The organism is Desulfoluna spongiiphila, from assembly GCF_900101345.1.
GTDB lineage: Bacteria > Desulfobacterota > Desulfobacteria > Desulfobacterales > Desulfolunaceae > Desulfoluna > Desulfoluna spongiiphila.
The window spans coordinates 82,325-95,797 of the sequence record NZ_FMUX01000013.1; the positions used below are offsets into that span (position 1 = coordinate 82,325).

General features: G+C 58.5%; 12 protein-coding genes. 7 read left to right on the forward strand and 5 right to left on the reverse strand.

Features of this window, described 5'->3' with window-relative positions:
* Positions 1-161: 161 nt before the first annotated feature.
* Positions 162-1,883, reverse strand: a complete 1,722-nt coding sequence (gene recJ, locus BLQ12_RS16995; protein WP_175469887.1) for a single-stranded-DNA-specific exonuclease RecJ — start codon at positions 1,881-1,883, stop codon at positions 162-164.
* A gap of 273 nt (positions 1,884-2,156) precedes the next feature.
* Here recJ and BLQ12_RS17000 point away from each other — a divergent pair, with 273 nt between their 5' ends.
* The 5 genes from BLQ12_RS17000 to BLQ12_RS17020 all read left to right on the forward strand — a co-directional run bounded on the left by BLQ12_RS17000 (position 2,157) and on the right by BLQ12_RS17020 (position 6,013).
* Positions 2,157-2,393 carry a DUF4911 domain-containing protein gene (locus tag BLQ12_RS17000; protein WP_092212242.1) on the forward strand — a complete coding sequence of 79 codons (237 nt, stop codon included), beginning with the start codon at positions 2,157-2,159 and terminating at the stop codon, positions 2,391-2,393.
* 64 nt (positions 2,394-2,457) lie between these two features.
* On the forward strand, positions 2,458-3,795 hold the full coding sequence (gene miaB / locus BLQ12_RS17005) for a tRNA (N6-isopentenyl adenosine(37)-C2)-methylthiotransferase MiaB (RefSeq protein ID WP_092212244.1): 1,338 nt from the start codon (positions 2,458-2,460) through the stop codon (positions 3,793-3,795).
* A 140-nt stretch (positions 3,796-3,935) separates the two neighbouring features.
* Positions 3,936-4,433 carry a bifunctional nuclease family protein gene (locus BLQ12_RS17010; RefSeq protein WP_092212246.1) on the forward strand — a complete coding sequence of 166 codons (498 nt, stop codon included), beginning with the start codon at positions 3,936-3,938 and terminating at the stop codon, positions 4,431-4,433.
* Positions 4,434-4,579: 146 nt separating this feature from the next.
* On the forward strand, positions 4,580-5,224 hold the full coding sequence (locus tag BLQ12_RS17015) for a histidinol phosphate phosphatase domain-containing protein (RefSeq protein ID WP_092212248.1): 645 nt from the start codon (positions 4,580-4,582) through the stop codon (positions 5,222-5,224).
* Positions 5,225-5,617: 393 nt separating this feature from the next.
* A complete protein-coding gene (locus BLQ12_RS17020; protein WP_092212250.1) occupies positions 5,618-6,013 on the forward strand; it encodes a response regulator in 396 nt (131 codons plus the stop codon).
* Between the two features lie 144 nt (positions 6,014-6,157).
* Here the strand turns inward: BLQ12_RS17020 and BLQ12_RS17025 are convergent, their stop codons facing one another.
* On the reverse strand, positions 6,158-7,564 hold the full coding sequence (locus BLQ12_RS17025; RefSeq protein ID WP_092212252.1) for an ABC transporter substrate-binding protein: 1,407 nt from the start codon (positions 7,562-7,564) through the stop codon (positions 6,158-6,160).
* Positions 7,565-7,681: 117 nt separating this feature from the next.
* The gene (locus tag BLQ12_RS17030; protein ID WP_092212254.1) at positions 7,682-8,455 is read right to left on the reverse strand and encodes a type 2 periplasmic-binding domain-containing protein; all 774 of its coding nucleotides are present in this window, start codon (positions 8,453-8,455) and stop codon (positions 7,682-7,684) included.
* A gap of 260 nt (positions 8,456-8,715) precedes the next feature.
* On the opposite strand from BLQ12_RS17030, the gene BLQ12_RS17035 reads away from it, so the two are divergent.
* Together BLQ12_RS17035 and purB are read left to right on the forward strand one after the other, a co-directional pair.
* Complete coding sequence (locus BLQ12_RS17035; protein ID WP_092212256.1) at positions 8,716-9,033, forward strand: hypothetical protein; 318 nt, start codon at positions 8,716-8,718, stop codon at positions 9,031-9,033.
* Between the two features lie 301 nt (positions 9,034-9,334).
* Positions 9,335-10,696, forward strand: a complete 1,362-nt coding sequence (purB, locus tag BLQ12_RS17040) for an adenylosuccinate lyase (protein ID WP_092212383.1) — start codon at positions 9,335-9,337, stop codon at positions 10,694-10,696.
* A 98-nt stretch (positions 10,697-10,794) separates the two neighbouring features.
* On the opposite strand, the gene BLQ12_RS17045 is transcribed toward purB, so the two are convergent.
* Entirely contained in the window at positions 10,795-11,289 is a 495-nt protein-coding gene (locus tag BLQ12_RS17045; protein ID WP_092212258.1) for a permease, read from the reverse strand.
* A 468-nt stretch (positions 11,290-11,757) separates the two neighbouring features.
* The gene (locus tag BLQ12_RS17050) at positions 11,758-13,185 is read right to left on the reverse strand and encodes a sigma-54-dependent transcriptional regulator (RefSeq protein WP_092212260.1); all 1,428 of its coding nucleotides are present in this window, start codon (positions 13,183-13,185) and stop codon (positions 11,758-11,760) included.
* Positions 13,186-13,473: the final 288 nt, after the last annotated feature.

Here is a 13,473-nt window from a genome sequence, read left to right on the forward strand (position 1 = left end):
ATAAACTGGTTTTAGAAAACAGATTCAGGTCATTCCAAATTAAAGGCGAATGGGATTTTCCCCGAGGAACGAGGGGAAAGCACATTCGCAACCTGCTTGCAAGGTGGCACACCTTGCCGCCGAAGGCCGCTTTCTGGAGCTGAATAGTTCCTTTTTTTGCCTCAGGTTTCCATGTCGTGGATCTGCATCTGGGGGCTCTTGCCGCCGTTCCATCGGTTCCAGCGAAGGGAGAAGAGGCATCGCGCGATGCGTTTTTCCGGTGGTCCCCCGGGATGGTTGAAGCGGATGGCCATGCACTTGGCCAGGTGGGGGTTTCCCTTTGCGGCCAGGATGTATCGCCGGTGTCCCCGTCCCACCTCCGTGGAGGAGAGGACCTGGATGTCCTCGGCGATGAACAGGGGTTCCCGGTTACCTTCGCCAAAGGGGGCCAGGGTCTCCAGTTCGTCGATGAGGGCCGGGCTGATCTCGGAGAGGGGCAGGCGGGCGTCGGCGGGGATGGCCGTCAGGTAGTCTTCCTGGGTGGTGGTTTCGGTCAGGTGCGACTCCAGCTCCCTGTGAAAGTCCACGATGCGGTCTGCCCGGAGCTGAAGGCCTGCGGCCTGGCGATGCCCCCCGAAACGTTCCAGGGTGTCTGAGGTGGCGGAAAGGGCCTTGTAGAGGTCCACGCCGGGGATGCTTCGGCCGGAGCCTTTGGCGATTCCCCGTTCGTCCACGGAGATGACAAAGGCCGGTTTGCCGTACTCCCTCACCACCCGGGATGCGACGATTCCCAACACGCCGGGGTGCCAGCCGTTTCTGGCCAGGACCAGGGATTTCCGGTCCAGCATGGCCGGGCTCTCCTCGATGTAGGTGACGATCTCATCGAAGATGCGGGCTTCGGTCTCCTGGCGATGGCTGTTGAGGCGGCAGAGCTCGGTGGCGATGGGGGCGGCTTGGGCCTTGCTGGGGGCCAGCATCAGGTCCAGGCCCACCTGGGCGTGGTCCATGCGACCGGCGGCGTTGATGCGCGGAGCCAGGCGAAAGGCGATGTCCTCGGAGTCCACGCTCTCTTTATTCGCCTTGGCCGCGGTGAGCAGGGAGGCGATGCCGGGCCGTGTGTCCCGGTTGATCATCTCAAGGCCTGCCCGCGTAAGGATTCGGTTTTCTGCGGTTAACGGCACGATGTCCGCAACAGTGCCCAGGGCCACGATGTCGCACAGGGCTTTCAGGTTGGGTTCTCCCCCCTTTTTCCAGTGGCCGATGTCGCGAAGGGCGGTGCGAAGGGCCGCAGCCAGGTAAAACGCAACGCCCACCCCGGCCAGGTTCTCCATGCCGGACTCGCAGGCCGGCTGCTTGGGGTTGATGACGGCCAGGGCATCGGGGAGGGTGTCTCCGGTGGTGTGGTGGTCGGTGATGATGACATCGATGCCGCAGGTCTTGGCTGCGTTGACAGCCTCAAAGGAGGTGGAGCCGCAGTCTACGGTGACAATGACCCTGGCCTGTGCCGGAACGGCGCGGTCGGTGACCTGGGAGGCGTGGAACCCGTATCCGTCTTCTACCCGGTGTGGCAGGTGCCAGGCCACATGGGCCCCGGCGCTTCTTAAAAAGGTGACGAGAAGGGCCGTGGAGGTGATGCCGTCGGCATCGTAGTCCCCGCAGATAAAAATCACTTCGCCTTCGGTGATGGCGCGGACCAGCCGCTTAACGGCGGTGTCCATGCCGAACAACCGCTGGGGCGGACGGAGCCCTGCAAGGGTGGGGGTGAGAAACGCCCGGGCGGATTCCGGGGTCTCGTGACCCCTTGCCATGAGGAGGCTCGCCGTGACGGGTGAGACGCCGAGGGTGGTGCCCAGCTCCCTGGCACGGGAGTCGTCAATGTCGGTGGTGGTCCAGTCTGTGTGCATAAATCGTGTCTCTGATGAATCGGAAGTATCCGGATCGAATGGAGCGGCGGCCTGGCATAAGCCGAGCATGCCGTTGCGTTGTAACGGGTTGGGGAGACCATACACCATCCACCGGGAGGGTTCAAAGGGTTTCGGAAGGCGGGGGCAGGGGGACAAAGGGGTGGTGCCGGGCAAGACGATGTGGTAAAGGATAACGTTTTCCAATGGTTTGGTCTGTCGGTCCGCAGGGGTCGGGGGCCATGAAGAGCCCGTCATGAAACGTAAGGAGCGCAAGTGGGGTGCATCGAAAGATATTTCAAGCTCAGGCGTGGGGATATCGTCTTTGTGAAGTACACCTTTGAGGCCCTGGACAACCTGCTGGTGGTGACCACCGTCAACAGGGACCGGGATATCATCGTGCTTCGCATTGCGCCGGGGTGTGAAGATGAGGTGGAAAGGGTCCTTGAAAGTTTTGAGGGCACGGTCTGCCTGGAAGAGATTGAGGCCCCGGATTTTCATGAGAGCCGTTGAGCCTGCAAGGCGACGTGAGCAAGGAGCCCCGCAAGGGAGCGTCCACAAGAGGTAAATAAGTCAGATGAATATGAAGTGCGTTTATATATACACCATCGGTTGCCAGATGAACGTCTACGATTCCGAGATGTTCAAAAAAGTGCTGAGGCCCCTGGGCTACATTCCCACCGATGAGGTGGAGGATGCCGACCTGGTGATCGTCAATACCTGCACCGTTCGAAAAAAAGCCGAAGAGAAGGCCTTCAGCTTCCTGGGCCGGATGCGTGCCCTGAAAAAGAAGAACCCGGAGCTCATTGTGGCCATCGGGGGGTGCGTGGCCCAGCAGGAAGGCGCCGCCATTCTCCGGCGCATGCCCTATGTGGACCTCGTCTTCGGTACGCGGGCCTATGCCCGCCTTGCGGCCATGGTGAAGACCTTTGAATACGACCGGGTCCCCGTGGTGGATGTGGAGATGACCATGGGCGTTGCCGATGAGATCCCGACCCCTGCCATGGACGCCGAGGTGGAGGTCTCACGGTTCGTCACCATCATGCGGGGGTGCGACAACTTCTGCTCCTACTGCATCGTTCCTTACGTCCGGGGTCGTGAAGAGAGCCGGGATCCCGATGCCATTGTGCAGGAGGTGAAAGAACTTGTGGCGCGAGGCGCACGGGAGGTGACCCTTTTGGGCCAGAACGTCAACTCCTACGGCAAGAAAGAGGACCTTTGCGATTTTCCCGAGCTGCTCCGGCGTGTCAGCGAGGTGGAGGGTCTGGAACGTATCCGGTTTGCCACCTCCCACCCCAAGGACCTCTCACCCGGCCTGGTGGAGGCCTACCGGGACCTGCCCAAGCTCTGCAACCACATTCACCTTCCCGTGCAGTCCGGCTCCAATGCCGTGCTCAAGAAGATGAATCGGAAATACACCCGCGAAGACTACATGCAGCGCATTGATCGCTTGAAAGAGGTGCGCCCGGATATCGCCCTGACCTCGGACATGATTGTGGGCTTTCCCGGGGAGACCGACGAGGATTTCGCCGAAACCCTGGAGTTGGTCAAGGCTGTGGGCTTTTCCGGAATTTTTGCCTTTAAATACTCCGATCGTCCCAATGCCCCTGCCGTGGGGTATGAGGGCAAGGTCTCCGAAGAGGACAAGAGCCGCCGCCTGGCGTCGCTTCTGGATCTTGAAAAGGAGCTCTCGGAAAAGCGCAACCTCTCCTATGCGGGGACCACCGTGGAGGTTCTTGTGGAGGGGCGCAAAGAGGTGAAAGGGGTCCTTCAGTGGACGGGCCGCTCCTCCTGCAACCGGGTGGTGAACTTTACCGAAGGGGACAAGGCCTCCGATGCAAACCTTGTGGGAAAAGTGGTTCCGGTTTATATTGAAGTGGGACTGCCGCACTCATTAAGGGGGGTGCTGGTCTAAGCGTTTTACGTGCGGTTATCGGTGCATGGCATCTGACCCGGCCATGAGTGATGTTGTCGGGTCCAACCCCCGTCGCCAGTTTATTACGGCGGCATCCGAAGCGAAACAAGGCAACGCGTTTCGCCCAAGGGAGGTGAACCATGACACATGAAATGACCATTGCCTCCATCTCGATGGACAAGACCACCAGGACCCCGGTCCTGGTGCTCAAGTCCGAGAAGGATGGACGGCTTCTTCCCATCTGGATCGGCCTTCTCGAGGCCTCATCCATCGTTTTTGGTCTCCAGGAGACCCCCAGCCAGCGTCCCCTCACCCACGATCTTTTCTGTCAGTACCTGGGCCGGACCGACACCGCTGTCGAACGTGTGGTGGTGTCCGATCTCGTTGAGAATACCTACCATGCCCGCATTGTCTTTACCGCAGGGGAGCAGCGTTTTGAGCTGGATTCCCGCCCCAGTGACGCCATTGCCATGGCGGTTCGCTTTCGCGCCCCCATCTTCGTTGAGGACCATGTCCTTGAGGAGGCACGCAGGGAGGCGGACTCTGTGGAGGTGGCCGATGACAGCAGCGAAGGCAAGCGCTGGGCGGAATACCTGGAAGGCTTGTCCCCGGAAGATTTCGGGAAATACAAGGTGTGAGGCCCCCCTGTTTTGATTCGGCAGCGGGACATGGGGCTATTTTTTCCATGAAATGGCCCCCCTGACGTGGTATGGGTAACCCGTATTCCCGGCCCTTAAGCAAGGGCGGGGTGGACCCCATTTCCACGAGAAGGAGCCTTGCGACCATGATTGATCTTCACGCCCATACTTTTTTCAGCGACGGTGTCCTGGTGGCCTCGGAACTCGCCCGGCGGGCCGAAGCCAAAGGGCTCACCGCCCTGGGCCTCACCGATCACGGTGACCTGTCCAACATCGATTTCATCGTTCCCCGCATTGTGGCCGTGGCCGACAAGCTCAACGAGGTGATGGGCCTTGAGGTGGTTCCCGGCATCGAGCTGACCCATGTGCCCCCGGCCCATATCGCCGAAGGGGCGGCCCTGGCACGCAGCCTGGGTGCCCGTGTCGTCATTGTCCACGGGGAGACCGTGGTGGAGCCCGTGGCCCCGGGGACCAACCGGGCCGCCATCGAAGCGAAGGTGGACATACTGGCTCATCCCGGCCTGATCACCGACGAGGAGGCAGCCCTGGCCGCAGCCAACGGGGTGCTTCTGGAGATCACGGCCCGCGGCGGCCACAGCCTCACCAACGGCCATGTGGGCAAGGCGGCGCTCAAGGCCGGTGCATCCATGGTGATTGATACCGACACCCACGACCCGGGGGACCTCATCGACGAGGCCTTTGCCCGCAAGGTGATCGCAGGGGCGGGCCTTCCCGAGTCGGCCTTTGAGACCATGCAGGCCAATGCAAGGGCTTTTCTGACGCGGGGTTGATGGCGTTTAGGGCTCGGCCGTAAAATGATTATACATCCTGACATGTTGTCCGTTTGGTCGGTGGCGGGAGTTTACTGATCGGTAAGGCATTCATGGAATGCTATACACGCCAATACGTGTATATTTTATTTTTGTCATAGCCCTTACTCATCCATGGCAAGCGGTTTGGACACGATGCTTTTTAAGGAGTGGCTCCATGAGTTACACTTGTTTTCAAGACGTGTCGTACCGTCAACGATACCCCTTTCCCAGGGGCGGGGTGAATATTTCTTTTGATTTTAGCAGGAATCTGTGAGATATTTGGGAAGTAATTCGTAAACATTGATTTCGTGAGTGGTATTCAGTTTATAATATAAACGGTTGTTCTACGTTGTTCCTTGGAACGGGGTGAGCATGGTATCACTTCTTGTGATTGATGATGACGAGGCCCTCTTGAACCTGTATCGCCTGATGCTTAAGCGTCAGGGATACCGAGTCCATACGGCGGCCAGCGGTGAGACCGGTATCCGCATGTTCGAAAACGGCGACTACGCCCTGGTGATCACAGACCTGGTCATGGGGGGGATGAGCGGCAACGGCGTGGCAGAGTACATACGCCGGTCGGAAAAGGGTGTGATCCCCATCATCGGGGTGTCGGGTACGCCCTGGCAGGCCGATGCCCGGCATTTTGACGCCGTCATGGAAAAGCCGGTGTCCATGAAGGACCTTGTCTCCAGCATCCGGCTCCTCGTGGGACCGCCCCTGGAAGGGGAGGTGGCGCAACGCTCCGGTGGCGTCCTTCGGAGTTGAGGCCGGCCAAAGAGAGGACATAAAAAAACAGGGCATCTTCCGCGGTGTGCATCCGCGTCCGAGGCCCCGTTTTAGAGGGTGAACCTGATAATGACAGGCCCCGCAACCGAAAGGTGCGGGGCTTTTTGTATTTGGTGTCTGGGATCAGGCGGCGCCGGAGGCGGCGTCTCCTCGCCCTGTGGCCTTGTCGGCAAACCGGAGGTCCACGAATTTGTTGAGATCGATGAGCTTGCCGATCCCCATGTCGTGGTACATGTAGTTCTGGATTTTATCGAGGTCTTCGACGGAGGGGTAGAGGTCGTCCATGGTGATGCCGTTTTTCTGGCCGAGGACCTGGAGGAGGACGGGCAGAGAAAGGCCCATTTTCCCTTCAGGGTCGAGGAAAGAGAGGGCGATCTCGGCGGCGCCTTTTTTGTTCTCCGACACGAAGCGTCCGGCTTTCACCAGGAGGTCCGTCAGCTCCTGAACCGCCTCCGGGGCTGATTCGATAAGCTCCTGTCGCAGGGCCACCACGCAGCAGGGGTGGTCGGGCCACATGCCTCCGGAGACAAACTCCATGGAGCCGAGGCCTGACGAGGCGGCCCGGGTACAGATGGGCTCGGCCACGATGAAGCCGCCGACAGAGTCGTCTTCTTTCATGATGGGGGGCATTTTCACCGGCGGGACCACCTCAAAGCGGACGTTGATGGCCTTCTGGCCGGGCACGCCGGGTTTGAGGCCCAGGCCTGTGAGGTACTGGTGGGCCAGCATGTTGTGGATGGACATCTTGTGGGGGATGTTCACCACCTTGTATTTGTAGAAGTCCGCCTTGTCGCTGAAGGGGCCCTCTTCGTACCGGGAGCTGCGGACAAACCCGCTGCCGTTTTTATGAGCGAAGAGAACCAGTCGGATGGGGACGTTGTAGGCAAAAAGGTCCATGGCGATGGGGGCCAGCACCATGGCGCCGGACACTTCGCCGTTTTCGAGCTTTTCCTGCACGGGGTTCCAGCCGGGGAGGCGATCGGTCTCCAGGATGAAACGCTCGGGGCTGACCTCGCCCTTGTCGATCCAGTGCTTTAGAATCCCCAGGGCCAGGTGGTCGGTGATCTGGATGTGACCCAGGCGGATCACCACCTTGCCGTCCCGGACTTCCGGGGTGTGTTTTTCTGCCGAGGTTGCCTCTTCGGTGGGCGCGAAGGCTTTTTCGATGGCGGTTTTGAGTTCCACCTCATCGAAGGGCTTGGGCACGTGGCCGTTGCTTCCGGCGTTTCGGGCGATCTCCTGCTGTGTTTTGTCCCCCTGGGCTGTTGCCATGATAAAGGGGATTTTTTTCAGCGCCTCGCGTTTGCGGACCTCCTGGAGAAGTTCCAGGCCGTCCATCGTGGGCATGTTCCAGTCACTGATGATGAGATCAAAGGGACCCTCTGCCTCGAGTTTTTTGAGGGCATCCACTCCGTTAACCGCCAGTGAAATTTTAGTGAAACCCGCTTTTTCGAGGTACTGCCGGAACATCACGCGCATCGTTCCGGAGTCGTCCACTGCCAATATGTTCATATCCATGTCGATAGACATTTATGTCTCCTTTTCCAACCAAACCACGTCAACTTTTCTATACCATCGTCACTTTTTTGGGAATATTTAAGCCTTTTTTAAAGGTCGGGACAAAAAAAGCGTCGGGAAAAAACACCGTCAGAGGAGGGAGGCGATCATGGGTGAGAGTTGTTCATCGTCCAGGTAACGTCCTGTTGTCAGAAAATCTGCACGGCAGGGGGGGATGAGTTTGGGGGCGTTGGGTGCTGTCGGGGCGGGCCCGGTGGTGATAAGAGCCCTTGCCAGGTTGTCGAGGAGTTTCGCCCGGGCGGGCCCTTCGGTGTTTCGTACCACAAGCACGGCACCCGTGTACTCGGGCCAGAGGTCCCGGCAGTGAATGAGCTGGGAGGTGGTGCCTTCGTCAAGCATGGCCGACAGGGCCGGTTCTTCCAGGACGGCAGCGCCGATGGATCCGTCCGGGTTGACCCGCAGGGCCTCGGGGATCATCTCCGGGGCCATCTGTTCGGCAAGGATTCCGTCGGGGCCGGCATCGGGGCTTAAAGCAAGGCCGCATTCCCGGAAGAGGCGATGGGCCAGGAGGTACTCCATGGATCCGATGCAGGAAAAAAGCATGCGGGTGCCGGCAAGATCGCGGAAATCTTCAAGGGGTTCAGCTCCGGGGGTGACAAGGGCGCTTCCCGTGTTCTGGACGGCGGCAAGGACGCAGATCCCTTTTTGCCAGCGTGCCAGCACGTGGGCAAAGGGAAGGGGGAGCAGCCCACCGTCGAGCCAGCCCTTGAGGATGCCCCTGGCGATGCGCCGGGTACTGCCGGACTTGATGGGGCGCATGTGGCTGGCGAGGAAGGGGTTGTTGCGGGTCATCTCCAGCAGATCCGTGTGGGAGGAGAGGTTGAGGTATCCGATGTGAAGCACTGCTCTTTCTCCCGGTTGCTGAAAATTTGGAATCGGATAGGGTGACGGGCCTTTCACTGGAAAGGGCTAACAGAGTTGACCTCATTTTTCAAGTGTGGTTTTGTGGGGGAGTCTCCAAGGAAGATGTCCGGAGGTCAGATGCTTTTGATGCAGCTGCCCCGGAACTTTTTTGCGGGATTTTTTGCCCGGGCTGTGGTGCAGCCCGTCGCTGTTACGCACACCGTTGCCGGGGGGCTGCCCGGAGAGTCAAGGAGGGGGGCATGATCGCAGCAGCAGATCCTGCTGAGATAAAAATCGGCGAAGAGGCCATGATCGAACGGGTCCGGGAAGGGCTGGACGGAGACGCACTGCAGGGGCTCCTGGCCCACGGCCTGTCCCTTCGGTCCTTTGACGTGGAGGACGTGGGCATTGCCGCCCATAACGGCGAGCTTGTCTTTCAGGTGGATCTCTCCGTCTGGGTGGACTGCTCCGTCACCGTGGAGCTCGGCCTGCCCCATCTCTGCCGGGACAAAGACGAGCTGGCCCTTCGCAGCCGCCGTTTCTGGCGGGAGCTCAAGAAGAGCTGCCTGGACGGGTGATGCCCTCCGGCTATGTTTTTGAAACCGGTTGTCTCTTCCCCGCATCTTGTGATACGACATCCCGCGTAATCCTTAACCCGGATATTTCATGAAAAACCGATCAAGGCAAAGTAATAAAAAAGATTATTACAGATTGTTATGTGAAATATCCGGGTTAAAGCTTCAGGCGTAAAACATACACCCGGCAGCAGGCTCGAAAACCATCGCCCTGTCATCGCGGAAAGGTTCCATGGCCCGCCCCATGGTTGCCATGAATGGATCGGACACTTCCAATAACAAAACCACAACAGGACAAGGCACCATGGATCAAGTGAAGGCATTGACCGTTCTAGACGGCAGGTACAGAAGGCTCACCGAATCGCTTCGGGACATTTTTTCGGAGTACGGACTGATTCGTCATCGCGTGCTGGTGGAGGCCAGGTGGCTGGAATTCATCATCGATGACCTGAAATTTGCCGCCCCCGAAGGGGAGTGGAAGGCAGCGGTTCGGGAGATCACCGATACCTTTAGCGAAGAGGGTGCCCTGCGCGTTAAAGAAATTGAGCGCACCACCAACCATGACGTGAAGGCCGTTGAGTACTATATCAAGGAGAAGCTGGCCGAAAAGGGCCTTGCCGATATCCGTGAGTGGACCCATTTTGCCTGTACCTCCGATGACATCAACAACACCGCCTACGCCCTGATGATCGAAAAGGGGCGCGAAGAGGTCCTTGCCGTGATGAAAGACCTCCTCTCCGATGTGGAGGCCATGGCCAGAAACTGGCGCGACAAGCCCATGATGTCCCGCACCCACGGGCAGCCCGCCACCCCCACCACCGTGGGAAAAGAGCTGGTGAACTTTGCCTGGCGTATCCGTCGTGAGATGAACCATCTCGCCTCCGTGGACATCGGTGCCAAGATGAACGGCGCCACGGGCGGCTACAACGCCCACACCGCGGCTTTTCCCGAGGTGGACTGGATTGCCGCCGGGGAACGCTTCGTGCGCGATTACCTGAAGATCAGCCCCCTGTACTACACCACCCAGATCAACCCCAACAGCTACATTGCCGAGGCCCTTCACTCCATGGTGCGTGCCGCCTCCATCATCATTGACCTGGATCGCGACATGTGGGGGTACGTCTCCCTTGGCTACTTCAAGCAGAAGACCGTGGCAGGCGAGGTGGGATCTTCCACCATGCCCCACAAGGTCAACCCCATCGACTTTGAAAACAGCGAAGGCAACCTGGGCGTCGCCATCTCCATGATGGACCACCTTGCCGTGAAGCTTCTTAACTCCCGGTTCCAGAGGGACTTGACCGACAGCACGGTCCTTCGCAACATGGGCGCCCTTTTCGGGTATGTGATCATCGGCCTGAAGAACACCATCAAGGGCCTGGGCAAGATGGAGCTCAACGAAGCGGCCATGCTGGCAGACCTCGATGCCAACCAGGAGCTTCTCGCCGAGCCCATCCAGACCGTCATGCGGGTCTACGGGGAAGAAAACCCTTATGAAAAGCTCAAAGCCCTCACCCGCGGTGTGCGCATCACCGAAGCCGAACTCGGCGCCTTCATCGACTCCCTGGAAAAGGTCCCGGCCGAGGCCAAGGCCCGCTTAAAGGCCCTGACCCCCGCCCGGTATGTTGGGCTTGCCGCCGAGCAGGTGGATCACTACTTTGCTGGATAGAACACATCGTGTGTGTCCTGCGTCGACATGAAAAAGCCCCCGCATCAAATGATGTGGGGGCTTTTTTTGTGAAATGCACAAAGAAAAATAGTCCGTTTTTAGTTGATGTGAACCCATGAAAAGAACACGTTTGCGATAACACCGGCCAGTATCGGAAGTATGGCGCTTGAAGCCAGTCTGACGATAGTAAACTTCCAACCCAGGATGCCTATTTCCAGCGGGAGCCTCATGACCGCCCAGATGGACCACGATGTCATGAAGGCCACAACGGTTCCGATTCCTGCCCCTGAATGAATGAATCCTGCAACGATGGGGAGGCTGACAAAGGGTCCGCCCGGTGTCAGGCCGCCCACGAGTGTGCCGATTAAAATTCCTTTGAATCCCGATTCCGGACCTACCCATTTGGTCAGGCCGTCAGTGGAAACCAACACCTGCATCATGCCTGCAATGGTAAATGAAAAAAACAGAAGGGGAATAATCTGAATAGACATGTTGAAGGTGTTTTTCATACCTTCAATATGCGCTCCCGTTGTGTATCCATAGCTTACGAGGCATATGGCGAGGATGCCCATGATGATTGTCGGTGCAGTCATTGTGCCTTCATCTTTGTTTGTGGTTGGCTTTGAAAATATATTTATATAGACATACCACAAGTACTATCAAACCAATAGCAGAGTAAAGAGGGCAAGGCCATTCGAATCATGCTTTTGAAACGTTAGACAAACAGGTCGTGGTTAGTTTTGCGATAATCATTCGCAACCTGGGGTTCAGGGGATCATCCCCGACCGCCGGAGGCAGTGCGGTTAAAGATACCTCCGGCGGCCCTGCCGGGGGCTAAACTTTTAAATAGTTTAATAAACAAGTTTTAGAAAACAGATTCGGTTTAATCTGAATCAATAGCGAATGTGATTTTCCCTGAGGAACGAAGGGGAAAGCGCATTCGCAACTTGCTTTCGAGGTGACACACCTCGCCGCCGGAGGCATCGCTTTTGTTTTTTATCCCTGGCCCTGTGGTTCACCGGACTTTAACCATAGAAGGCATCTTTTTGGCTTTTCTCTGTTTATTTTTTCAAATACTGGGTGAGTTCGAAGCGTTTGAACATGGCGTAGAGGTGGGAGCGTGAGAGTCCCGAGATATCGAGCATGCGCTGGACATCCCCTTGGGTGTACTGGATCAGCTCTTCCAGATAGCGTTGTTCCAGGCGGCTTTTTGCCTCTTTGATGGAGGGTTCGCCCTGGGCGAAGAAGTGGCTGAGGCTGTCGTGGGGTTCTCCTTCGGCTTCGGTGGCCTGGCCTTGGGTGACGGCGAGCTGGGCTAGTTCGATGCGGATCTCCTCGGGCAGGTCCATGATGCGGAGGATGGGGCACTCTCCGGCGGCGAAGAAGGCGTGCTCAATGACGTTGAAGAGTTCCCGGACGTTGCCCGGCCAGACACAGCGGGAAAGCTGGTCGAAGAACCCGGGCTCAAACTGTTTTTCGGCCATGCCGTAGCGGGCGGCGAGCCCCCGGGCGTGATGGACGGCAAGGGGCATGAGATCCCCTTTGCGTTTGTGGAGGGGGGGGAGTTTTAGGGTGAAGGCGCGGAGGCGAAAAAGAAGGTCCCGCCGAAACCGGCCCTCCTCCACCATGCGGGGGAGGTTCCGGTTGGTGGCGGCGATGACCCGGAAATCGCTCTCCACCTCCGTTGTGCTGCCCACGGGCCGGAAGCGTTTCTCCTGGAGTACCCGCAGGAAGTTCTTTTGGAGGGCCAGGGGCATCTCGCCGATCTCATCCAGGAAGAGGGTGCCTTTGTCGGCGGCCTTGACCAGGCCGGTGCGGTCCTGGTCTGCGCTGGTAAAGGCGCCTTTGCTGTGGCCGAAGAGGGTACTTTCCACCAGGGTTTCGGTGAGGGCCGCACAGTCCACGGTAATAAACTGGTGGACCTTTCTCGGGCTGTTCTCATGGATGGTGCGGGCAAACAGCTCTTTGCCGGTGCCTGTTTCCCCGGTGATGAGTACCCCGGAGTGGCATCCGGCGGCACGGGCCACCATGTCGAAGCAGCGCCGGATGGGCGCGCTTTGCCCGATGATGGCATCCAGGCAGAGGCTGGGCCTGCGGTAATCCCGGATGGCCTTTCGATGGGTCAGGGCCCGGGTGATGGCCGATCGGGTGGCCTGCACCGACGAGGGCTTGACGAGGTAGTCCAGGGCCCCTTTTTTGATGGCTTGTCCGGCGGAATCGGGGTCTCCTTTGCCGGTGATCATGATGAGCTCGGGGTTTGAGGCGCTTTGCCTGAGGCGTTCGATGTGGTCGACCCCCAGGCCGTCGGGGAGGAAGAGGTCCAGCAGGACGATGTCCACGGCTTCTTTGTCCAGGCAGGCATGGGCTTCGGCCAGGCAGCCTGCTCCCAGGGTCCGGTGCCCCATACGGGTGATGAGGCTTTTCATGCTTTCAAAAAAGAGGTGGTCGTCGTCGACCACGAGGATCAGGGCTTGCTCTTGAACGTCCATGTGTCTCCTGCCGGCTGTCATCCCCATAAAAAAAATGCCCACGGTGACGGTACCGTGATGGTTCCTTGCGGGACAGGGCGCAAAACAGGCGTGCATGACACCGGAAAGCCTTGGCTGTCAAGGAATGAACTGTCTTTTTTACTGGATTAATCTGATAAAAAATACACAGAGTGCCGTCAGATGGCAATGGGAAAAAAGGGAGGGGGGGAGGAACGGCAGGCCGGGCGACGCAACGTCGGGTGCGGGTTTTGTGTTGACAGATCCAAGGGTGAGGACGTAGGCATCCCT

Bases quoted from the DNA above. Each gene is read 5' to 3' on its own strand.
- BLQ12_RS17035 (WP_092212256.1), top strand. From the start codon at position 8,716: ATGATCGCAGCAGCAGATCCTGCTGAGATAAAAATCGGCGAAGAGGCC.
- BLQ12_RS17015 (WP_092212248.1), top strand. From the start codon at position 4,580: ATGATTGATCTTCACGCCCATACTTTTTTCAGCGACGGTGTCCTGGTG.
- BLQ12_RS17010 (WP_092212246.1), top strand. From the start codon at position 3,936: ATGACACATGAAATGACCATTGCCTCCATCTCGATGGACAAGACCACC.
- recJ (WP_175469887.1), bottom strand. From the start codon at position 1,883: ATGCACACAGACTGGACCACCACCGACATTGACGACTCCCGTGCCAGG.
- miaB (WP_092212244.1), top strand. From the start codon at position 2,458: ATGAATATGAAGTGCGTTTATATATACACCATCGGTTGCCAGATGAAC.
- BLQ12_RS17050 (WP_092212260.1), bottom strand. From the start codon at position 13,185: ATGGACGTTCAAGAGCAAGCCCTGATCCTCGTGGTCGACGACGACCAC.
- BLQ12_RS17025 (WP_092212252.1), bottom strand. From the start codon at position 7,564: ATGTCTATCGACATGGATATGAACATATTGGCAGTGGACGACTCCGGA.
- purB (WP_092212383.1), top strand. From the start codon at position 9,335: ATGGATCAAGTGAAGGCATTGACCGTTCTAGACGGCAGGTACAGAAGG.
- BLQ12_RS17045 (WP_092212258.1), bottom strand. From the start codon at position 11,289: ATGACTGCACCGACAATCATCATGGGCATCCTCGCCATATGCCTCGTA.
- BLQ12_RS17020 (WP_092212250.1), top strand. From the start codon at position 5,618: ATGGTATCACTTCTTGTGATTGATGATGACGAGGCCCTCTTGAACCTG.